We start from the raw sequence: 20,970 nt of genomic DNA, 5'->3' as shown, positions 1-20,970 counted from the left end.
CAACGCAGTGCCTTCGGCACGTTGCAAAATGCACGTATTCACCTTGAAAGGACACCACAGATGGATTTCCAGAAGATGGAATCGCTGCTAACAATGCGTATGCCCTACGGAAAATACAAAGGCCGTTTGCTGGCTGACTTGCCAGGCCCTTATTTGGGATGGTTCGCACGGCAAGGATTCCCCCATGGGGAGCTTGGGGCACTGTTAGCCCTGATGTATGAAATTGATCACAACGGGCTAAGTGACCTACTACAGCCTTTGAGGCTGAAACACGCGGCGCCCGCCCTGCAGTAAAAGGTGCGCTAACGCGCACCTTTTCAAGTGTGACCGTCACCTCAGCTGGCTTAGAACAGGGCTACGGCCTCACGGCTGCTCTGCTCGACCTGCGCCCATTGACCCGCGCTAACCCACGCTTTGTCGAGCATCCAAGTGCCACCCACACACATGACATTGGGGAGGTCCATGTAAGTCTTGGCGTTCCCTACGTTCACACCACCTGTAGGGCAGAAACGCACATCGCCGAAGGGCCCGGCGAAGGCCTTGATCGCCGCTACGCCGCCACAGATTTCGGCTGGAAACAGCTTGAAGCGCCGATAACCCAAGGCATACCCCATCATGATTTCCGACGCTGTAGCAATGCCTGGCAGCAAAGGAACAGGGCTATCTACCCCGGCCTCGAGCATGGCTTGCGTGGCGCCCGGCGTCACCACAAACTGCGCACCCGCCTGTTCGACGGCGGACAGCATGTCCCGGTCCAAGACAGTGCCTGCGCCCACGATCAACTCTGGGCGATGCTCACGCAGCATCTTGATCGCCTTGAGCCCGTACTGGGACCGCAGGGTGATTTCCAGGCAGGTCAGCCCGCCAGCTGCCAGTGCATCTGCCATGGGTAGAATTTCGCGTTCGGCATTAATGACGATCACCGGCAAGATTCGCGCCTTCAGCGCTATCTCATCGATGCGTTTAACCTTGTCCGCCATGCGGGCGTGTTGTTCAGGCGTCATAACGGCTGATCCTTGGCTCATAGGCACCGGTGCGGGCCCGGTGGGTTATTGAAAGTAAATGACGCAACTACAGGGCGTTAAATGTCGCCGTACCACGATCTGCCGTCTCGGGTAATCAACGCAATGGAACTCATGGGCCCCCAGGAGCCGGCAGCATAAGGCTTGGGCGCATCGCCTGACTTCTTCCAGCCGGCGATCAACTGGTCACACCAACGCCAGGCGTATTCAATTTCATCCTTGCGTACGAACAGATTCTGGTTGCCCTGCATGACTTCCAGCAACAACCGCTCATAGGCATCGGGAATCCGGGTACTGCGATAGGTATCGGAGAAATTCAGCTGCAAAGGACCGCTGCGCAAGTGCATGCCCTTGTCGAGCCCCTGCTCTTTGGTCATCACCCGCAACGAAATACTTTCATCAGGCTGCAACCGGATAATCAGCTTGTTGCTGATTTGCAGTCGCTGCTCGGGGGCAAAGATATAGTGCGGCGGTTCTTTGAAGTGAATCACGATTTGCGAGAGCTTCTCTGGCATACGCTTGCCGGTACGCAAGTAGAACGGTACACCCGCCCAACGCCAGTTACGGATGTCTGCGCGCAGGGCCACAAAGCTTTCTGTATCGCTCTGGGTATTAGAGTTCTCTTCTTCAAGGTACCCCGGCACGGCACGGCCTTCGCTATAGCCCGCGATGTACTGGCCTCGCACGACATGCGTGCTCAAGCCTTCGCCGGTGATAGGCGACAGCGCTTTAAGCACTTTCACTTTTTCGTCGCGGATGGCATCAGCAGACAGGTCCGCTGGCGGGTCCATGGCGATCAGGCATAACAACTGCAAAAGGTGGTTCTGAACCATGTCACGCAGTTGGCCGGCCTTGTCGAAGTAGCCCCAACGCCCTTCAATACCTACTTTTTCGGCAACCGTGATTTCTACATGGGAAATGTAGTTCTGGTTCCATTGCGTCTCGAACAAGCTGTTGGCGAATCGCAGAGCAATGAGGTTTTGTACCGTTTCCTTACCCAGGTAATGGTCGATACGGTACACGCGGTTCTCAGGGAAATAATGCGCAACGGCATCGTTTACCCGGCGCGAAGACTCAAGGTCATGGCCAATGGGCTTCTCGAGTACTACCCGGGTGCACTCGGCCAGCCCCACTTTGGCTAGGTTCTCACAAATGGCACCGTATACCGCGGCGGGCGTGGCGAAGTAGGCAATCACTTGGGCGGCCGGGCCAATGTGCTCGGCCAATACGGCGTAGTCTTCTGCCAGCAGAAAATCCACATGCAGGTAATGAAGGCGCTCCTTGAAACGCGCCAGGTGGTCGGCATCCAGTTCGGCCGCTGGCACGAATTCATGCAGGTGCTCGTCAATTTCCGCCAAGTGCGCTGGTGGGCCTCCCGGCTCCCGGGCCAAGGCGAACAGGCGGGTGGCCGGGTGCAATAGCCCTGCGCGCTCCAATTGATACAGCGCAGGAAACAGCTTGCGCAGCGCCAGGTCACCCAGGGCGCCGAAAAGAGCGAAAGTGCAAGGTTCGGAAATTGACAGCATGATATGGGTTCTTTTATCAAGTTGGACGAGTATTACGGGTTTATGGCCCTACGATCAAGTCGCAATGTAGTAATAAAACAACAAATACGACCTTTACTGCCACGCCGCTGGTGATCCCGTTGGCCCATCAGTACGATAGACCACCCTCACGGCAGCTGTGCCGGAATCGACCCGCGGCACCCACGGTGAGGCACCCTCGGTGTGGCACCCACGGTGCGAGCCCCCTTCACGTAGCAGGAGAATACATGGATCGCGTGCGCAACCTTCTGGAACAAATCCAGGGTCGCCTTGAAGAGCTTAACAAGGCAGAGCGGAAGGTGGCCGAGGTGATTCTTAGCAACCCTCAACAAGCCACGCGGTTTAGTATCGCTGCCTTGGCCCAGGCCGCCAAGGTCAGTGAACCCACAGTGAATCGCTTTTGCCGCTCCTTCGCTGTAAGTGGGTACCCGGAGCTCAAGCTTCAATTGGCGCAGAGCCTGGCCAGCGGCGCAGCCTACGTCTGTCGCGCAGTGGCGCCGGACGATGACCCTGCCGCGTATACCCAAAAGATCTTTTCTAGCGCCATTGCCTCGCTGGACAGCGTTTGTAAACAGCTGGACCCGCAGTTGGTCAGCCGCGCCGTAGATATGATGATCCAGGCACGTCAGATCCACTTCTTTGGCTTAGGGGCTTCAGCCCCTGTGGCCCTGGACGCCCAACACAAGTTTTTCCGCTTCAACCTGGCGGTCTCGGCCCATGCGGATGTGCTGATGCAGCGGATGCTGGCTTCAGTGGCGCACACCGGGGAGCTGTTCGTGATTATTTCCTACACGGGGCGAACACGGGAATTGGTCGATGTGGCGAGGATTGCGCGCGAGAACGGCGCGTCTGTGCTGGGGTTGACGGCAGCCGGCTCTCCTCTCGCGCTGGCAAGCAGCTTGAGCCTCAACATACCGCTGCCGGAAGACACCGACATCTATATGCCCATGACCTCGCGGATCATTCAGCTCACTGTGCTGGACGTATTGGCAACCGGCATGACACTGCGCCGCGGCTCGGATTTCCAGCCGCATTTACGCAAGATCAAAGAGAGCCTCAACGCCAGCCGCTACCCCTTGGAAGAGGGCTGAGGCCGGCGCGGCCACCACAGGACGTGATGGCGCGGCAGAGTAAGGCTGTCTACCTTTAGAACTTCGACTGCACTTTCAGGCCAGCCACCAACGCGTTATCAACATCGTCCACGCCGCCTGGGCGCTTGATGTACTGCAGGTTGGGGCGCACGGTGAGCCAGTTGGTCACGTGGAAGCCGTAGTAGATTTCAGCGTCGTATTCGCTGCTGCGAATCGGCGTAAAGCGCGGGTTGTCGTAGTCCTCGACGCCGTTCAAGGCATTCGCCAGGCGAGCGTTATCGGAAACGTCGTCGTTCACATGAATGCGCGCGATACCCACGCCAATGTCGTCTTTCGGGCGACCATCGAACAGGCCCTTATAGACGAAACCAACCTGCTGGTATTGGTCCACTACGGTAGTGGCCTTGTCGTGCACGGTGGCGTTGGCAAAGATGCTCAAACCACGGCTCGCATCACCGTTGTGGCTGGTCAGTTGCTGCTGCGCCACGATCCACCAACCGTGCTTGCTGCCGTGGCTGCGGTAGTCCCCGCCGCTGGCTGCTTGCAACTGGCCGTCTTCGCCTTCGGACACATCGTTAGCCTTGCCAGTGCTGTAGTAGTAACCCAGGCGGTATTCGCCTGGCAGGCCGTTGACCGACGGCGACCACACCACTTCCACAGGCAGGATTGCGCCTTTGGTACCGCTACCGCTGAGCTTCCAGGCGTTGCCGGTTTCCAAGTAGGACGGGTTTTGTTCATACGCGCCGATCTGGGCATAGAACTCAGGGGTGATGTTGTACTTCACGCGCAGGGCCCACTGGGAGACAGGCCAGTTGTACCAAACATCACCAATCCAGTTACCCACCTGCGAGCCACAGAACGCCAGGTTCTGGAAATCGCAAGGGAAGCTGTTGAAGTCTTCGCCTTCACCGAAGCGGCCGAATTTGACGTCCAGCTTGTCGTCCATGAAGGTTTGCTTAACCCACATTTGAGTCAGGCGCCAGGTTTGACCACGGCCCCAGACTTCCTGGGAGGAGCTGAGCGTGCCAGCGCGTGGGTCGCCGACGCGGTCGTTGCTGATGTTACGTCCACTACGCTCGGTAATGGCCAGCTTGAACTCTGCGCCGTGCCAGCCGAAGAGTTTCTCCAGGTCAAGCTGCACGCCCAAGGCGAACTGGTCGGAGTAGCGGGCTGTACGGTCGTCGTTGTAGCCGCCGTTGAGGTTGGTTGCAGCTTCGCCGACATACTCAAGGGTGAAGTCATAACCTTTGTCGTACAACTCATGACGCAAGCCACCCCAGTCACCGGTGCCGTACTGAGAGGCATCATAAGGTTTGGCAGCGTAGGCGGTGGTTGCCAGCCCCATTGCGCCCAGCACCGACAGGTGCTTGACCAGCTTAAACGTGCTCACTTTAGAGGTTCTGTGCTTGTTCATTCCCTGGCTTCCCTCGTTTTCTTGTTATTAAACTTATAGTTGCACGGGCGTTACTGCCCGATTGTTCAGCGGCCACTTAACTGGGCCACGTTATTACTGCTCGATGGTGTTACCTGTGCGGCAGCCAGGCCCAGACGAGCACCGGTCGCGGCGTCGAACAACAACACTTTGTTCGGGTCAAAGCGTATATCCAGTGTGTCGCCTACATTGGGCGCCTCATCTGGGGCAACGCGGCAGCACACTTTAGTGTCGTTAAGCGTGACGAACACGAGTGTATCCGGTCCGGTGGGCTCGGTAACCTGCACCTGTGCCGGTAACCCTGGAAAAACACTGCCCGCCTGATTGACGACAATAAGCTGTTCCGGGCGCACGCCCAGAATCACGTCGCGGTCTTCGAGGCCTGGGGTTTGTACACCCAATGGCACTTCGCACTGCCCCTGCTCACTCTTGAGTACAGCCACTAACTCCGCACCACGGCGCTGCAGGCGCAGCGGGATGAAGTTCATCGGGGGCGAACCGATAAAGCTGGCAACGAATAGGTTCGCCGGATCGTTGTAAATGTCACGCGGCGTACCGAACTGCTGGATGATACCGTCCTTCATCACCGCGACTTTGTCGCCCAGCGTCATCGCTTCGATCTGGTCATGAGTCACATAGACGGTCGTGGTACGCAGCCGCTGGTGCATCAGCTTGATTTCGGTGCGCATCTCTACCCGCAGCTTCGCGTCCAGGTTCGACAGAGGTTCGTCAAAGAGGTAAATCTTTGGCCTGCGGGCCAGGGCACGCCCCATCGCCACACGCTGCTGCTGGCCGCCTGACAATTGGCCAGGCTTGCGGGTCAGCAGGTGTTCGATTTGCAGCAACTTGGCCACGCGCGCGACTTCTACGTCGATCTCAGAGGCCGGCATCTTACGGATCTTCAGGCCAAACGCAATGTTCTCGCGCACGGTCATGGTGGGATATAGCGCATAGGACTGAAACACCATGGCGATGTCGCGGTCCTTCGGGCTCATGCCGCTGATGTCGGTACCGTCCACGAGTATCGCGCCGCCCGTGATGTTTTCCAGGCCTGCGATGCAGTTCATCAGGGTAGATTTGCCGCAACCGGAAGGACCTACCAGAATCAGGAACTCGCCTGAATCGATGGACAGCTGGATGTCTTTGAGCGTGTCCGGCAGGCCACTGCCGTAGCTCTTGATTACATTACGCAGTTCAAGCGTTGCCATGTCTTACCCCTTGACCGCGCCGGCTGTGAGCCCGCGCAGGAAATACTTGCCCGCCAGTACATACACCAGCAATGTTGGTAACCCGGCGATCATTGCCGCGGCCATGTCCACGTTGTATTCCTTCACGCCGGTGCTGGTGTTGACCAGGTTGTTCAGCGCGACCGTAATCGGTTGGGCATCGCCACTGGCGAACACCACGCCGAACAGGAAGTCGTTCCAGATCTGGGTGAATTGCCAGATCAGGCACACCATGATGGTGGGGATGGACATGGGCAGCAGGATGCGCCCGAAAATCGTGAAGAAGCCTGCGCCGTCCAGGCGTGCCGCCTGCACCAGTGCGTTGGGCACACTGACGTAGAAGTTACGGAAGAACAGCGTGGTGAAGGCCAGGCCGTAGACCACATGCACCAACACCAAGCCAGCGGTCGTGTTGGCCAGGCCGATCTTGCCGAGGGTGAAGGAGGCAGGTAGCAGCACGGTCTGGAACGGCAAGAAGCAGCCGAACAGCAACAGGCCGAAGAACAGTTGTGAGCCACGGAACCGCCACATCGACAACACATAGCCGTTGAGCGCGCCCACGAAGGTGGAGATCAATACCGCAGGCACGGTGATTTTCACAGAGTTCCAGAAGAACCCGCCCACGGCACCCCAGGCCTTGCCCCACCCGGCCAGGGTAAAGCTGGCCGGCAGGCTGAGCAGATTGCCAGCGAACACGTCTTCCGGGGACTTGAAGCTGGTCAGCAGCATGACCACCAACGGCACCAGGTACACCGCGGCGGCGGCGATCAACACCGCATAAATGGCAATGCGGTCCCAGGTCAGTCCTTGCTTGAGGCGAGTGTCAGTCATGGCGCTTGCCCCGCAGTTCCGAGTACAGATAAGGCACAAGAATCGCCAGGATGGCGCCCAGCATCAGCATGGCGCTGGCCGAGCCGATTGCCATTTGCCCACGGCTGAAGGTGAACGAATACATGAAAACTGCAGGAAGGTCCGACGCGTAGCCTGGGCCACCAGCGGTCATTGCCATCACCAGGTCGAAGCTCTTGATCGCGATGTGCGCCAGGATCATGAAGGCGCTGAAGAACACCGGGCGCAGGCTGGGCAATACGATTTTCAGGTAAATGGTTGGAAGGCTGGCGCCGTCCACCTGAGCCGCGCGCACGATAGAGGTGTCTACCCCGCGCAGGCCTGCCAGGAATAACGCCATGACGAAACCGGAGGCCTGCCATACGGCCGCGATCACAATGCAGTAGATGACCCGATCCTGGTCTACCAGCCAGTCCAGGCGAAAGCCTTCCCAGCCCCAGTCGCGCAGCATTTTGTCCAAACCCAGGCCGGGGTTGAGCAACCACTTCCAGGCCGTGCCGGTGACGATCATCGACAGGGCCATGGGGTACAGGTATACCGTGCGCAAAAAACCTTCGCGGCGAATACGCTGGTCCAGCAATACTGCCAGGAACACTCCAATGAACAGACTGATGGCGATGAACATACCGCCGAAGATCATCAGGTTCTTGCTCGCGACCCACCAGCGGTCGTTGTCCATCAGCCGCGCATATTGCTGCAGGCCAACGAACTTATAGTTGGGCAAGAACGTGGAATTGGTGAACGAGAGTACAAACGTCCAGATGATGTAACCATAGAAGCCCACCAGCACGATCAGCATACTCGGCGCCAGCACCAGCTTGGGCAGCCAGCGCTGTAGGGCATCCAGGGGCGAGGCTTTGCTCAAGACCGCTACAGAGCTCATAAACAAGGGTCCGCTAAAAGCATTCGAGTTGAAACCAGTGCCCCTGGTTGCCAGGGGCGCGGCGGGGTTGACGTATTACTTGGCTGACTTGATGGCGCTAGCCAGTTGCTTGGCGGTAGCGGCAGGGTCGGCACCTGGGTTGTTGATGTAGTTGGTCACTACGTCAAAGATCGCACCCTGGACGGCCAGCGAGGTGGCCATGTTGTGCGCCATGCTTGGCTGCAGGCCGCCGCTCTTGTCGTCTGCCAGGAAGTCCTTGGCCGCCTGCTGAGCGCAGGCGTCGAAGCCGAGTTTTTCCATGTCGTTCTGCATGTCGGTACGGACCGGAATCGACCCTTTGTTGATGCTGAAGACCTTCTGGAAATCAGTACCCAGGGCAACCTTGGCAAGGTCCTGCTGAGCAGCCTGGGCACCCTTATCCTTGATTTTGAACACGGCTAAGGAGTCGATGTTGTAGGTAAAGGCTTTTTCGGTGCCAGGGAATGCCACGCACTGGTAATCCTTGCCTGCTACTTTCTTGGCAGCGGTCCATTCACTCTTGGCCCAGTCGCCCATGGCCTGCATACCGGCCTTGCCATTGATGACATCAGCGGCGGCAATGTTCCAGTCACGACCGGCACGGTTAGCGTCCATGTAGGTGGCAACTTTCTTCAGCTCGGTGAACGACTTGACCATTTCTGGGCCGGTCAGCGCGCTTTCGTCGAGGTCTACCAGGGCTTTTTTGAAGCCTTCGGGCCCCATGACCGACAGCACTACGTCTTCGAACACCGTGCTGTCCTGCCACGGCTGACCACCGTGGGCCAGGGCGATGAAGCCTGCGGCCTTGAGCTTGTCACCCGCGGCGTAGAACTCTTCCAGGGTGGTAGGCGCCTTGGCGATCCCGGCCTTTTTGAACACCTCAGGGTTGATCCACAGCCAGTTCACCCGGTGAATGTTCACTGGCACGGCCACATAATCACCCTCGTACTTGACGGTGTCCGAGACTTTCTTGGAGAGCAGCGAATCCCACTTCTCTTCCTTGGCTACGTTTTTGAGGGCATCGGTGTCGAGCAGGCCGGTGCTGGCCCATTCCTGAATATCCGGGCCTTTGATCTGGGCAACGCCGGGTGGGTTGCCGGCAACGGCACGGCTTTTGAGTACGGTCATGGCAGTGGAACCGCCGCCGCCTGCTACAGCGCCGTCTTTCCAGGTGAAACCGTCTTTCTCGACCTGCGCCCGGAGTACGTCAACAGCCGCTTTTTCACCACCGGATGTCCACCAATGAACCACTTCGACCGTACCCTTGCTATCAGCAGCATGGGCAACGAAGGGTGCAAGCGTGGCGAGGGAAATGACAGCAGCTAGGCGATTGATCGCGTTCATTGAAATACCTTCTTGTTGTTATGCATTGCAAGTCTTGTGCTTGCGCTGCGGGGAGTGTAGGCAAGGTCATTAGCGCCCCAGGTAACGAATGGATGCGCGAATGTCACTGCTTAGTTACATACATCGGTGTTGAGCCAGGCTGGTCGCCAGGCTGGGGGCCAGCGGTAACCGGGGAAGCAGCACCGACTGCAAGGCATGATAGAGATCAGGCTTGCCTCCCCAGACCTGGGCGCACGGTGCATTAGTGCAGTCCAGCTCATGGTGCCAACTGCCCTGCTGTTCATCAATCAGGTGCTCGGCCGTAAATGCCCAGAACAGCCGATACCAGTGCTCATAGCCCTCCTCACCCGTGCGCCGCAGCAGTGCTGCCGCCGCGGCAATGGCCTCGGCATGGACCCAGTGCATGCGCTGGCGAACCACAGGGCGATCTTGCCAATCGAGGGTATAGACGATCCCTTCCTGGCCATCCGCCTTCCAGGCGCTGCGGCAGGCGACTCTGAACAGGCCGCAGGCGTCTTCCAGCAGCCAGGCGGGCGGGGTGATGTCAGCCTGCGTTAACGCCGCCTCCAGGTGCAGCAGCAAACGGGCCCACTCAAACGCATGGCCTGGTGTACTGCCGTAAGGGCGGAAGGGGTCGGCCGGAGTAGCCTGGTTATAGTCCAGCAGGGGCTGCCACTGCGCCGTGAAATGCTCCAATACCCGATGCCCCTGGGGGGCCGCATGGCCATGAATGATCCGCTCACAGATGCGCAAGGCACGGTGCAGCCAGACCGGGTTAGCGGTCACGTCGGCGACGGCCAGGAACGCCTCTACACTGTGCATGTTGCTATTGGCACCACGGTAAGCCTCTTCGTTGCCCCAAGCCTGGTCGAAGTGCTCGCGCATTGCACCTTCCTGTTCACACCAGAAGCGCTGCTCGATGACCTCAAGGGCCTCGGCGAGCAGCGCTTGAGCACGCGGCCGGCCGGCCACCGCAGCGGAACTGGCAGCCAGCGCCACGAACGCATGCAGGTAGGCCGCCTTGCCGGTATCACCGTCCACGGCGTTGGCCGTGGCGTACCAGCCGCCATGGCTATGATCTTTGAGGCAGCCCGACAGCGCGCTTACGCCGTGATCGACCAGCCGCGCAAAGCCGGGCAGCCCCTGTAGATCTGCCAGCGCAAAGCTATGCACCATGCGCGTGGTGATCAACAATTGAGCAGGCGCAGCGGTGAGTTGCCCGCGCTCATCCAGGTAGCCGAAACCCTCCGGCAAACGTGCAGCCTTGGCGAAGGCCAACAAACGCTGGCCCTCGTTCGCTAGCCAATGGTGGTGGCCGGCTGCATTGAGCCAGCTGCTGAAGTGCAGGGTTAACCTCTCCATACATTCCTCATTGTTCTTGTTCAGTACACAAGTCTACTCACGCCGGGCCGCCCTACGGGTCACGAAGCGTGCGTGAATGTCACCGCCCGGTGACCTGTCAACTCATGCCCTTGGTAGCGCCAACGTGACGCGTAACCCGCCTTGCGGAAGGTTTTCCAGGCTGAGTTCGCCGCCATGGCTGTGAGCGATGTTGCGCGCGATGCCCAAGCCCAACCCATACCCTTGCTGGTTGGTGGACAACCGAAAATCCGGCTCAAATACTTTCTCTAGCCGCTGCGGCGGGATACCAGGACCTTCGTCATCCACATGCAGTACGAAACAGCGCGCGTCATCGACGACCGACACGTGGGCGCGCTGACCATACTTGAGGGCATTGTCGATCAGGTTACCCATGCACCGCTTAAGGGCTAGCGGTTTACCTGCGTAGGGCCGCCGGGCCTCGCCAGTCAGGGTCACGCGCCCTGAGCCGTCCAGGGCGGTGTAAGGCTCAACCAGGCAGTCGAGCACCTGATTGAGGTCCACGGGTTCGATATTTTCGTGGATATCGGTGTCTTTGACGCATTGCAGCGCGCCTTTGACCAGTAACTCGAGCTCGTCGAGGTCACGGCTGAATTTGGCCTGCAGCGCCTCGTCTTCCAACAGCTCGACCCGTAGCCGCAACCGCGTGATGGGCGTACGAAGGTCGTGCGAGATGGCGCTGAACAGCTGGCTGCGCTCGGTCAGGTAACGGCTGATACGTGCACGCATGGCATTGAAGGCTCGGCTCACTTCCACCACCTCGCTACCGCCGCCTTCTACCAGCGGTTCGTCTACTTCAGCCCCCAGCGATAGCTCACGCGCAGCCCGTGCCAGGCGCTTGAGCGGGCGGCTTTGCCAATGCACCAGCAGGCCGATGAACAGCAGCAAGAACGCGCTGGTCAGCGCAATAAACCACACCTGCTGGGTAGGCAGCCCCTCCTCTTGCAGCAGGGTATAGGGCTCGGGCAGCAACGAGGCGATGTACAGCCACTCGCCCTCCCCCAGGCGAATCTGGGTCACCATCACCGGCGGGTTCACGGGTTCCAGCGTCAACGCATAGTGGGCCCACGAGCGGGGTAACTCGTCCAGGCTCAGGCCACTGTTGAAAATACGCAGGTCTTGTGGATGCACGAACTGCACCGACAACTCGACGTTGGCGGGCAACTGCTGGTGGAGTACATCAGTCACCGCCTCGATGACGGCGCTGCGGCGCAGGGTTGGCCCCAGCACGCGCATTTCCAGTGGCTTATCGTTGAGAGAAACCACGAACCGCGTGCCGCCCATGCTGCGCAACTGGTCCAGTACCAACGGGCGATAAGCCAGCGGCAGTGAGCGAAAGTAACTGGCGCTGGCCGACATGGAATGGGCCAGGCTGCGGGCACTGGTCACCAGCCCTTCCAGTTGCGTTTCCCGTAGCTGGGACAACCAGATCACACTCGACAGCGCCTGGCCCAGCAGCACAGCCAGCAACGTGAGCAGCAACATGCGCCTGAGCAGCGAGCGAGGCAGTGGCAAACGCCTAAGCAGTGACAACGTTGGCTGCCAGCAGGTAACCGCTACCGCGCACCGTACGAATCAAGCGGGGCGGTTTTTCGGTGTCGCGCAGCCGCTGCCGCAGCCGGCTTACGGCCATGTCTACGATACGGTCCAGCGGCATGGGTTCACGCCCCCGGGTCGCATTGCCGATCGTGTCGCGGTCGAGGATTTGCTGAGGGTGGTCGAGGAACAGCTTGAGCAGGGCGAAATCGGCACCGGAAAGGATCACTTCCTCGCCGTCCACATGAAACAGGCGGTGACTGACCACATCGAGCCGCCACTCATCGAAGGCCAGCAGTTCCCCCGCTCGCTCACTCCCAAACTGCGCCCGACGTAGCAGGGCCTTGATGCGTGCTTGCAGCTCGCGCGGGTTGAAGGGCTTGCCCAGGTAATCGTCGGCGCCCAGCTCCAGCCCCACGATCCGGTCGGCCTCATCGGAGCTGGCCGTCAGCATGATGATCGGCACCTGAGCCTGACGCGGGTGCTGCCGCGCCCAACGGCACAGGCTGAAGCCGTCTTCGTCAGGCAGCATGATGTCGAGAATCACTAAATCGAAGCTGGCGCCATTGAAGGCCTCGCGAAAACTGTGCCCATCGCTGACCGCATTGACCTGAAAGCCGGCCCGGCCCAGGTAGGCGGTCAGCAGTTCGCGAATGTCCTGGTCGTCGTCGACCAGGAGGATGGTTTTACCGGCAGTGCTCAAGGGTGTAATTCCTGTGGGCCCGGGTCGTCGCCCGTTCGCCGCCGATTAGACGCCTAGACCGGCCCCTCCCGCAAGGCCACACCTGCCCCGATAAGCCCCGAGAACTCGGCAGTCACGACCCAAACCGGCACATTTGAGAAATAACCGCTCATGCAGCCTTTGTCTGCGAAGCTTTCATTGAAGCCACTGGCCAGGAACAACTCGATGAACCGGGGGATCACTCCGCCCACGATATACACGCCCCCCAGCGCTCCTACGGTCAGTACATTGTTGCCCGCGACGCGGCCCAGAAAGCGGCAAAACTGGTCGATGGCTTGACGTGCCACCGCATCCCCTGCGAGCGCCAGCTCAGTGACCTGAGCAGGCTTGGTTGCAGTCACGGGGCGCCCGTCCAGTGCGCAAATCGCTTGATACAGGCGCAACAGCCCGCCGCCACTAAGAATGGTTTCAGCGCTTACATGACCAATTTCATTCTGAATATGCTGGCGAAGGCGTGCTTCACGCTCGCTGCCCACAGGCAGGTCCACATGCCCGCCCTCACCCGGTAGTGCCATGAAGTGCCCGCTGCCCAGGTTTAGCAAAGTGCCTACCCCAAGGCCGGTGCCGGGGCCGATCACCACGGCAGGCCGGGCTAGGTCGGCCTGGCCTTCGCGCACGGCCTGGTATTCTCCGGGCTGCAGCCGGGTCATGCCCAGCGCCATGGCCGTAAAGTCATTGATAAGCAACAGCCGATCTACCTTCAAGGTTGCGCAGAAGGCCTTTTGGCTGATGCGCCAATGGCTGTTGGTGAAACGGAACTCGTCACCATTCACCGGGCCCGCTACCGCCAGGCAGACCGATGTCACTGCGCCCACCTCCAACCCCTGCCCTTGCAGGTAGTGTGCGATGGCTTGCTCCGGGCTGGTGTAGTCAGCGGTGGAAAAAACCTGTACCTCACGCATCTCGTCGTTTTCCCATAGGGCAAAACGTGCGTTGGTGCCGCCGATATCACCTACCAGTGCCAATGTCATTTAAGGGCTCCCAAAGCCGAAGTGAAGGCGCTAGCGCCCTGTTCGGCCGAGCTGAACGCCATTCGCATGAAACTGAACAATTCGCGACCACAGCCTTGGCTGCTGTCGACGCTCGGTAAGACCGCGTCACGCGCTGCCAATTCGGCGGCGTCTACCATGATCTGCAATGTGCCTGTGGTGCCGTCCACGCGGATGACGTCGCCGTCGCGCACTCGCGCCAAGGGCCCGCCATCAATTCCTTCGGGGCAGACATGAATCGCGGCCGGGATCTTGCCCGAAGCACCCGACATTCGTCCATCGGTAACCAACGCGACCTTAAAGCCTCGGTCTTGGAGCACGCCCAGGAAAGGGGTCATCTTGTGCAGTTCGGGCATGCCGTTGGCGCGCGGCCCCTGGAAACGAACCACGGCCACAAGGTCATACTCCAGCTCACCGGCCTTGAATGCATCCGCCAACTGCTGTTGGTCCTCGAACACCCGGGCCGGTGCTTCTACCACACGAAACTCCGGAGCCACTGCAGACACCTTCATCACCCCACGGCCCAGGTTGCCTTCCATGACGCGCAACCCGCCCTCAGTGGAAAACGGCCGGCTTGCCGGGCGCAAAATAGTCTCTTCAAGGCTGGCCTGCGGGCCATCGCGCCATACCAGCTTGCCGTTATCCAGGAACGGCTCACGGGTGTAGGCCGTCAGGCCTTTGCCCAGCACTGTGTTGACGTCTTCATGCAGCAGCCCCGCGCCCAACAGCTCCCGAATCAGGAAGGCCATACCGCCGGCCGCCTGGAAGTGGTTGATGTCCGCCTTGCCGTTGGGGTAGACGTGCGACAGGGTAGGCACCACTTCGGAAAGATCGGCCATGTCTTGCCAGGTCAACTGGATGCCCGCCGCCATGGCGATGGCCGGCAGGTGCAGGGTGTGGTTGGTAGAGCCGCCCGTGGCGTGAAGTGCCACGCAAGCGTTGACCAACGCGCGCTCATCGACGATCTCGCCCAGCGGCATGAAATTGCCACTCGCCTTGGTGATACGCACCGCCTGTTGCGCGGCCTCGACCGTCAAGGCTTCGCGCAGGGCCGTATTGGGGTTGATAAAGGAGGCGCCCGGCAAGTGCAGCCCCATCACTTCCATCACCAACTGGTTGGTGTTGGCAGTGCCATAGAAGGTGCAAGTGCCAGGGCCGTGGTAGGACTTCATCTCAGATTCGAGCAGCTCCTCCCGGCTGGCCTTGCCTTCCGCGTAGCGCTGGCGCACGTCTGCTTTTTCTTTGTTGGAAATGCCTGAAGGCATGGGGCCGCCTGGCACGAAAATAGTGGGCAGGTGGCCAAAGCGCAATGCACCGATCATCAGCCCAGGTACGATTTTGTCGCAGATGCCTAAGCATAATGTGGCGTCGAACATGTTGTGGGACAACGCCACGGCCGTGGCCATGGCAATGGTTTCGCGGCTGGCAATGGACAATTCCATGCCCGGCTCGCCTTGGGTTACACCGTCGCACATCGCAGGCACACCGCCCGCGAACTGCCCTACTGACCCCATTTCGCGCAAGGCAGCCTTGATCACGGCGGGGTACTGCTCGTAAGGCTGGTGCGCAGACAGCATGTCGTTGTAGGCCGAGACGATGGCTACGTTGGCGGCATTGAGCAAGCGCAGCTGGTGCTTGTCCTCCGCGCCACAACCTGCCACCCCATGGGCGAAATTCGCGCACTGGAGCTTGCCACGCTGGGGCCCCTCGGTGGCGGCCCCACGGATCATGGCCAGATAACGCTCACGCGTGGGGCGGCTGCGTTCGATCAGCCGTTGGGTAACCTCGAGGACGCGGGGATGCATGTATGACTCCAGGCTTAGGTGGGGACCGTTCGAAGGCTGCATGGCGGTCGACCTGGCAAATCTTTCAACTTAACTGCCAGAGGTCGATCAAAAGACAGAGCCGTACCGGTCACGCGTTGTAGATAAAACAAAATTCTGCCATTAAAAAGGCTTGTATTCTATTTTCATGCGAATAATCTTGTAATTCCAACAACAAAACAGAGTTTGACGACACGGCTTACTGGCTAGCAGGCCTTTCAAAAACCTAGGCTAGGCTGTTTCTGACAACACCGCTGCCCTGCGACAGGTTTTTCGATCACCTGCCAGGGATGCTCACAATCTGACAGTAGGTACTGCCAATGACTATTCGCATCGCGATCAACGGGTTTGGCCGCATCGGCCGCAACGTACTGCGTGCACTCTATACCCAAGGCTACCGCCAAGACCTACAGGTAGTTGCCATCAACGACTTGGGGGACAGCGAGATCAACGCCCACCTCCTCAAGTACGACACTGTTCACGGTGCTTTCGACGCGACGGTGGAACATGACGAAAACGGCCTGAGCGTCAACGGTGACAAAATCTCCGTATCGGCCATCCGCAACCCGGCCGAGTTGCCGTGGAAGGCCCAAGGCGTAGACGTGGTCTTCGAGTGCACCGGGCTGTTCACCAGCCGCGAAAAAGCCGCAGCCCACCTTACGGCCGGTGCTAGCAAAGTGATTATTTCCGCCCCTGCCAAAGGCGCAGACGCCACCGTAGTGTACGGGGTTAACCATGACACCCTGACCGCGGCGCATCAGGTGATCTCCAATGCCTCCTGTACCACCAACTGCCTGGCACCAGTGGCGCAAATCCTGGATCGCGAGTTGGGCATCGAGCAGGGCTTGATGACGACCATTCATGCCTACACCAATGACCAGAACCTCATCGACGTGTATCACAGCGACCCCTTCCGTGCACGCTCGGCGACTCACTCGATGATCCCGAGCAAAACCGGCGCAGCAGAAGCCGTGGGCCTGGTGCTTCCGCAACTGGCCGGCAAGCTGACCGGCATGGCCGTACGGGTACCGGTCATCAACGTCTCCCTGGTAGACCTCACCCTGAACGTAGGCCGGAATACCACTGCCGAGGAAATCAACCACCTGTTCAAGGCGGAGGCCCAAGAGTCCAAGGTGCTGGGTTACAACACGCTGCCGCTGGTGTCATGCGACTTCAACCACAACCCGCTGTCGTCGATCTTCGACGCCAACCACACCAAGGTGAACGGCCGCATGGTCAAGGTCATGGCTTGGTATGACAACGAGTGGGGCTTCTCTAACCGCATGCTCGACAACTGCCTGGCGCTGATGAACGCCAAATGACCTGAAGCGGCCATGGCTGCACACCCCCGGCTGCCTCGCCCTGAGGTAGCCGACACCTCTATCAACATGCTGAAATAAAAACAGAGTCAACCTCAAGCGTCGCGGCTTGACCAGGATGAAGAATGAGAAGGATTATCATCTTCTGCCTTAGTCAGGTCACCGTTGTGCGCCAGTCTCAATTCAACACGGTCTTTATTGACCAACGCCTAAGCCTTCTACGCACCCTCCAAGGCATCGTCCGTAATCACGGGGTGGCCGAAGAGCTGCTGCATGAAACCTGGCTGCGGGTATCCAGCGCCCTGGCCTCGCGCCCGGTGGAATACCTCGAACCCTTCATTTTCCAGACCGCACGCAACCTGGCCCTTGACTATCTTCGGGCACAGCGGCGGCACGCCCGCGCCTTGGACGAAGACATACCGGTCGAGCAGTTGCACAACTTGCCTGAAGCACGCAGCGGCGCCGAAGAGATTGCCCACGCTGACCGGGCCCTGCGACGTGTAAGCGAGAAAGTAGCGTGCCTTACCCCGCGCCAACGGGACATTTTCATGCGTGGCCGGGTTAACGCACAGCCCAGCGTGGCCATCGCCCAAGCGCTTGGTGTGTCTACCAGCACCGTGCAAAAGCAGCTCAAGCTCATCATGCAGTTGTGTACAGAGGCGTTGGATGAATGACCCGGTCGTGCCCGCTGGCACGCTGGGCAACAGACCATTGCTACCAGCGTTGCTATAAAAATTTACGCGATTGGTGTACTCGTTCGTCTCGTCTTCCTGCCAATGAAACTTATTCGCATCAAGACGGAGATTTCAATGCACTACTCAGTATTTCCTGGCGCCCTGTTCGCCGCCGCTATCACCGTGGCGGTGCCAGCAATGGCCGAGCCCAGCGCGGATCCTAGCGACGGCGGTAGCGCTGAGGCTCCAGCACGCGCCATGGCGGTAGAGCTGACCCCGGTCACTGTCAGCGCAACCCGTCGCCCTCAAGCCGTTACGGAAGTGCCTGGCAGTGTCAGTGTAGTTGGCCGCCAGGGGCTGGATCGAGGCAACGTCAACACGATCCAGGACCTGGTACGCTACGAACCCGGCATCAGCGTGGGCGGTACCGGGCAGCGATCAGGCATCACCGGCTTCAATATTCGCGGTATCGATGGGGACCGCGTGCTCACCCAGATCGACGGCGTGGCCATTCCAGACAGTTATTTCTTCGGCCCCTACGCCCAGACCCAACGCAATTACGTCGACCCCGAGATCCTCAAAAGCGTGGAGATCCTGCGCGGCCCGAACTCCTCGCTGTATGGCAGCAGCGCTATCGGAGGCGCTGTAAGCTACTTCACCCTCGACCCCGAAGACATCATCAAGCCAGGCGAACAGGCCGGCGCTCGCTTGAAAGCCGGCTATAGCTCCAGGGACAACAGCTGGCTGAAATCCGGGACCTTCGCCGGGCGTCATGGCAAATTCGATGCGTTGCTGCACCTAAGCCAACACGACGGCCACCAAACCAAAGCCTTTGGCGAGAACCACGGCACCGGCCTCGCCCGTACCGCCGCCAACCCTGAAAACGTGCGCCGCACCAACGTATTGGCCAAGGCAGGCTGGGACTACAGCGAAGAGGGCCGCCTGGCGCTCACCTACGAGCGCTACAAAGGCATTACCGAAGGCGATATCAAAAGCGTTTACGGCGGCCCCTTCGCCAATGGCAGGCCGCTGGGGTTTTATCGTTGGCGCAACACGGACGACACCCTGATACGCGAACGCTTCGGCATCGCCCAAACCACTACGTTCGATAGCGTGTGGGCGGACCAAGTTGCGTGGAGCCTGAATTATCAACAGGCAAACACCGATCAAGCCACCGCCGAGCTGTATGCGCCATACACCCGCGAGGTGCTGCGATACCGGAATACGCGCTACCAGGATCGCCAGTGGGCTTTCGAGAGCCAGCTTTAAAAAGCCTTCACCCTCGGTACCCTCGACCACGACCTCACCTATGGCTTGAGCCTGAAGCGGCAGAAGGTTACCGGGCTACGCTCCGGCCACGGCATCTGTGTGGCAGCGGGCGCGAAATGCAGCCCGGGGGCACCTAGCAGCTCGGACTACCTGGCCCCGGAAAGCGATTTCCCAGACCCGACCGTAGACACGTTCAGCCTGTTCGCCCAAGACGAGATCCGCCTGGGCGACTGGTCAATCCTGCCTGGGGCGCGTTACGACTATACCCGCCTACAACCGCACCTGACCGATGCATTTCTGCGAACGCTGGACAACCCTGCCCAGTACAGCGACCAACACAAAGCCTGGGCGCGGCTGTCTCCCAAGTTGGGCATCACCTATGCCCTGACCGAACATACGCGTTGGTATGGCCAGTACGGCGAAGGTTTCCGCACGCCCACCGCCAAGGCCTTGTACGGGCGTTTCGAAGGCGCCGACCGCTCATATACCGTCGAACCCAACCCCAATCTGGAGCCGGAAAAAAGCCAAAGCTTCGAAACAGGCCTGCGAGGTTATTTCGACATCGGCCATTTCGAGCTGGCGGTGTTCTATAACACGTATCGAGATTTCATCGACGAAAAAGCCCTGAAACCGGGCTATAGCGACCTTACCTTCCAAAGCAACAACATCAAGCACGCCACGATTCGCGGCGCCGAAGCCAAAGGGCGCTTGAACCTGGCCTCCTTCGGCGCGCCCGGTGGCCTGTATACCCAAGGCTCGCTCGCCTATGCCTATGGGCGCAACGACGATAACGGCAAGCCCCTCAACAGCATCAACCCTCTCACCGCCATAGTGGGCCTGGGCTATGAGCAACCTCGTTACGGCACACTCCTGACCTGGACAGTAGCCAAGCGCAAGACTCGGGTAGATCAAAGCACATTCAATACCCCCGATGGCGGCGGCCTGTTCGCTACGCCTGGTTTCGGTGTGCTGGACCTCTCCGGTTATTACAACCTGACCGGCGACCTGACCGTCAGCGCCGGGCTGTACAACCTCACCGATAAAAAATACTGGCTATGGGACGACGTGCGCGGCTACGACAGCGTTGGCGAAGCCTCGGTCACCGCCCCCGCCAACCTGGGCCGCCTGACTCAGCCAGGGCGCAACCTCTCTCTCAACCTGGTGTGGAACATCTGATTCCTTGGTCACTTCCTGGAGCCTCTTCGATGACTAGCACAACTGCCATCACCGCTGAACCTGCCGTAAACCCGCTTCGCTCTCAGCGCCTGAACAGCGCTACCCATGGGCCGCATGCGGCACTGGACCGCCTGGTCAAGGCCTACGCTCCTTTCGACGACCTAGCAGGGTTCGGCCGCTTCGTCTGCGCCCAGTACAGTTTTCAGGCTGAGCTGCTACCGCTGTACAACGACCCCCGCCTGATGGCCTTTTTCCGCGATTTACCGGCGCGTTGCCGAGCCAGGCAGGCCCTGGCCGACTTGACGGACCTAGGCCTTGAGGTCCCTGGCCCACTGCCTGGGGCGCCCTTCGCCTTGGACATTGGTGAGGCGATAGGCTGGCTTTTTGTTTCGGAAGGGTCGAAACTCGGCGCCGCATTCCTTATAAAACGAGCCCAAGCGCTAGGGCTTGGCCCTGACCATGGTGCGCGACACTTGGCCGAGCCTGATGGGGGCCGTGCGGCAGGCTGGAAGGCGTTTACACAGGTCCTGGACAACCTGGTGCTAACCGATCAGGAAGATGCATTGGCCGAGGCAGGTGCCTTGGCGGCCTTTGAACGCTTCACGCTATTGCTTCAAGCGGCCTTCGCGCATGCCTAGGCTTGGACTCACCAC

Annotated in this window: 17 protein-coding genes and 1 pseudogene; 6 read left to right on the top strand and 12 right to left on the bottom strand. The window is 59.7% G+C overall.

Translation table 11 applies throughout. From position 1 onward, the window contains the following. Positions 1–60: 60 nt before the first annotated feature. The gene (locus AC4LE2_RS04450; protein WP_491828046.1) at positions 61–294 is read left to right on the top strand and encodes a DUF3820 family protein; all 234 of its coding nucleotides are present in this window, start codon (positions 61–63) and stop codon (positions 292–294) included. Positions 295–344: 50 nt separating this feature from the next. Here the strand turns inward: AC4LE2_RS04450 and AC4LE2_RS04445 are convergent, their stop codons facing one another. Then, entirely contained in the window at positions 345–1,004 is a 660-nt protein-coding gene (locus AC4LE2_RS04445; RefSeq protein ID WP_491824350.1) for a bifunctional 4-hydroxy-2-oxoglutarate aldolase/2-dehydro-3-deoxy-phosphogluconate aldolase, read from the bottom strand. A 77-nt stretch (positions 1,005–1,081) separates the two neighbouring features. Continuing rightward, positions 1,082–2,548, bottom strand: coding sequence for a glucose-6-phosphate dehydrogenase (gene zwf, locus AC4LE2_RS04440; protein ID WP_491824349.1), 1,467 nt, complete (start codon positions 2,546–2,548; stop codon positions 1,082–1,084). A gap of 254 nt (positions 2,549–2,802) precedes the next feature. On the opposite strand from zwf, the gene AC4LE2_RS04435 reads away from it, so the two are divergent. Next, complete coding sequence (locus AC4LE2_RS04435) at positions 2,803–3,657, top strand: MurR/RpiR family transcriptional regulator (protein WP_491828045.1); 855 nt, start codon at positions 2,803–2,805, stop codon at positions 3,655–3,657. Between the two features lie 55 nt (positions 3,658–3,712). On the opposite strand, the gene AC4LE2_RS04430 is transcribed toward AC4LE2_RS04435, so the two are convergent. The 10 genes from AC4LE2_RS04430 to edd form a co-directional block, all read right to left on the bottom strand. Further along, positions 3,713–5,002 (bottom strand): carbohydrate porin, encoded by a 1,290-nt coding sequence (locus AC4LE2_RS04430; RefSeq protein WP_491828044.1) that lies wholly within the window; start codon positions 5,000–5,002, stop codon positions 3,713–3,715. A gap of 134 nt (positions 5,003–5,136) precedes the next feature. After that, positions 5,137–6,297: an ABC transporter ATP-binding protein gene (locus tag AC4LE2_RS04425; RefSeq protein WP_491824348.1), complete on the bottom strand. Its 1,161-nt coding sequence runs from the start codon at positions 6,295–6,297 to the stop codon at positions 5,137–5,139. A gap of 3 nt (positions 6,298–6,300) precedes the next feature. Then, entirely contained in the window at positions 6,301–7,044 is a 744-nt protein-coding gene (locus AC4LE2_RS04420; protein WP_491828043.1) for a carbohydrate ABC transporter permease, read from the bottom strand. 94 nt (positions 7,045–7,138) lie between these two features. Then, positions 7,139–8,047: a carbohydrate ABC transporter permease gene (locus AC4LE2_RS04415; RefSeq protein WP_491824347.1), complete on the bottom strand. Its 909-nt coding sequence runs from the start codon at positions 8,045–8,047 to the stop codon at positions 7,139–7,141. A gap of 75 nt (positions 8,048–8,122) precedes the next feature. Beyond that, positions 8,123–9,409: an ABC transporter substrate-binding protein gene (locus AC4LE2_RS04410; RefSeq protein ID WP_491824346.1), complete on the bottom strand. Its 1,287-nt coding sequence runs from the start codon at positions 9,407–9,409 to the stop codon at positions 8,123–8,125. A gap of 114 nt (positions 9,410–9,523) precedes the next feature. Further along, positions 9,524–10,771 (bottom strand): D-mannose isomerase, encoded by a 1,248-nt coding sequence (locus tag AC4LE2_RS04405; protein ID WP_491824344.1) that lies wholly within the window; start codon positions 10,769–10,771, stop codon positions 9,524–9,526. Positions 10,772–10,873: 102 nt separating this feature from the next. Then, positions 10,874–12,274 (bottom strand): ATP-binding protein, encoded by a 1,401-nt coding sequence (locus AC4LE2_RS04400; protein ID WP_491828042.1) that lies wholly within the window; start codon positions 12,272–12,274, stop codon positions 10,874–10,876. A 34-nt stretch (positions 12,275–12,308) separates the two neighbouring features. Then, positions 12,309–13,028, bottom strand: coding sequence for a response regulator (locus AC4LE2_RS04395; RefSeq protein WP_491824342.1), 720 nt, complete (start codon positions 13,026–13,028; stop codon positions 12,309–12,311). A gap of 53 nt (positions 13,029–13,081) precedes the next feature. Further along, on the bottom strand, positions 13,082–14,038 hold the full coding sequence (locus AC4LE2_RS04390; protein ID WP_491824340.1) for a glucokinase: 957 nt from the start codon (positions 14,036–14,038) through the stop codon (positions 13,082–13,084). Further along, entirely contained in the window at positions 14,035–15,861 is a 1,827-nt protein-coding gene (gene edd / locus AC4LE2_RS04385) for a phosphogluconate dehydratase (protein ID WP_491824338.1), read from the bottom strand. The genes AC4LE2_RS04390 and edd overlap by 4 nt, the downstream gene beginning before the upstream one ends. Before the next feature lie 338 nt (positions 15,862–16,199). On the opposite strand from edd, the gene gap reads away from it, so the two are divergent. From gap to AC4LE2_RS04365, 4 genes and pseudogenes are all read left to right on the top strand, one after another. Further along, on the top strand, positions 16,200–17,201 hold the full coding sequence (gap, locus tag AC4LE2_RS04380; RefSeq protein ID WP_491824336.1) for a type I glyceraldehyde-3-phosphate dehydrogenase: 1,002 nt from the start codon (positions 16,200–16,202) through the stop codon (positions 17,199–17,201). 164 nt (positions 17,202–17,365) lie between these two features. Further along, complete coding sequence (locus AC4LE2_RS04375; RefSeq protein ID WP_491828041.1) at positions 17,366–17,872, top strand: RNA polymerase sigma factor; 507 nt, start codon at positions 17,366–17,368, stop codon at positions 17,870–17,872. Between the two features lie 198 nt (positions 17,873–18,070). Continuing rightward, a pseudogene (locus tag AC4LE2_RS04370) lies at positions 18,071–20,317 on the top strand (TonB-dependent hemoglobin/transferrin/lactoferrin family receptor). A gap of 47 nt (positions 20,318–20,364) precedes the next feature. Beyond that, positions 20,365–20,955, top strand: a complete 591-nt coding sequence (locus AC4LE2_RS04365; protein ID WP_491828040.1) for a biliverdin-producing heme oxygenase — start codon at positions 20,365–20,367, stop codon at positions 20,953–20,955. Positions 20,956–20,970 lie beyond the last annotated feature (15 nt).

It is taken from the genome of Pseudomonas sp. 9.3L (assembly GCF_058536285.1).
This window is presented reverse-complemented; position numbering and strand designations above follow the sequence as displayed.

What these genes read in the sequence shown, in the direction of transcription:
- AC4LE2_RS04450 (WP_491828046.1), top strand. Translation starts at nt 61, where the DNA reads ATGGATTTCCAGAAGATGGAATCGCTGCTAACAATGCGTATGCCCTAC.
- AC4LE2_RS04445 (WP_491824350.1), bottom strand. Translation starts at nt 1,004, where the DNA reads ATGACGCCTGAACAACACGCCCGCATGGCGGACAAGGTTAAACGCATC.
- zwf (WP_491824349.1), bottom strand. Translation starts at nt 2,548, where the DNA reads ATGCTGTCAATTTCCGAACCTTGCACTTTCGCTCTTTTCGGCGCCCTG.
- AC4LE2_RS04430 (WP_491828044.1), bottom strand. Translation starts at nt 5,002, where the DNA reads ATGGGGCTGGCAACCACCGCCTACGCTGCCAAACCTTATGATGCCTCT.
- AC4LE2_RS04425 (WP_491824348.1), bottom strand. Translation starts at nt 6,297, where the DNA reads ATGGCAACGCTTGAACTGCGTAATGTAATCAAGAGCTACGGCAGTGGC.
- AC4LE2_RS04420 (WP_491828043.1), bottom strand. Translation starts at nt 7,044, where the DNA reads ATGCTGCTGACCAGCTTCAAGTCCCCGGAAGACGTGTTCGCTGGCAAT.
- AC4LE2_RS04415 (WP_491824347.1), bottom strand. Translation starts at nt 8,047, where the DNA reads ATGAGCTCTGTAGCGGTCTTGAGCAAAGCCTCGCCCCTGGATGCCCTA.
- AC4LE2_RS04410 (WP_491824346.1), bottom strand. Translation starts at nt 9,409, where the DNA reads ATGAACGCGATCAATCGCCTAGCTGCTGTCATTTCCCTCGCCACGCTT.
- AC4LE2_RS04405 (WP_491824344.1), bottom strand. Translation starts at nt 10,771, where the DNA reads ATGGAGAGGTTAACCCTGCACTTCAGCAGCTGGCTCAATGCAGCCGGC.
- AC4LE2_RS04400 (WP_491828042.1), bottom strand. Translation starts at nt 12,274, where the DNA reads ATGTTGCTGCTCACGTTGCTGGCTGTGCTGCTGGGCCAGGCGCTGTCG.
- AC4LE2_RS04390 (WP_491824340.1), bottom strand. Translation starts at nt 14,038, where the DNA reads ATGACATTGGCACTGGTAGGTGATATCGGCGGCACCAACGCACGTTTT.
- edd (WP_491824338.1), bottom strand. Translation starts at nt 15,861, where the DNA reads ATGCATCCCCGCGTCCTCGAGGTTACCCAACGGCTGATCGAACGCAGC.
- gap (WP_491824336.1), top strand. Translation starts at nt 16,200, where the DNA reads ATGACTATTCGCATCGCGATCAACGGGTTTGGCCGCATCGGCCGCAAC.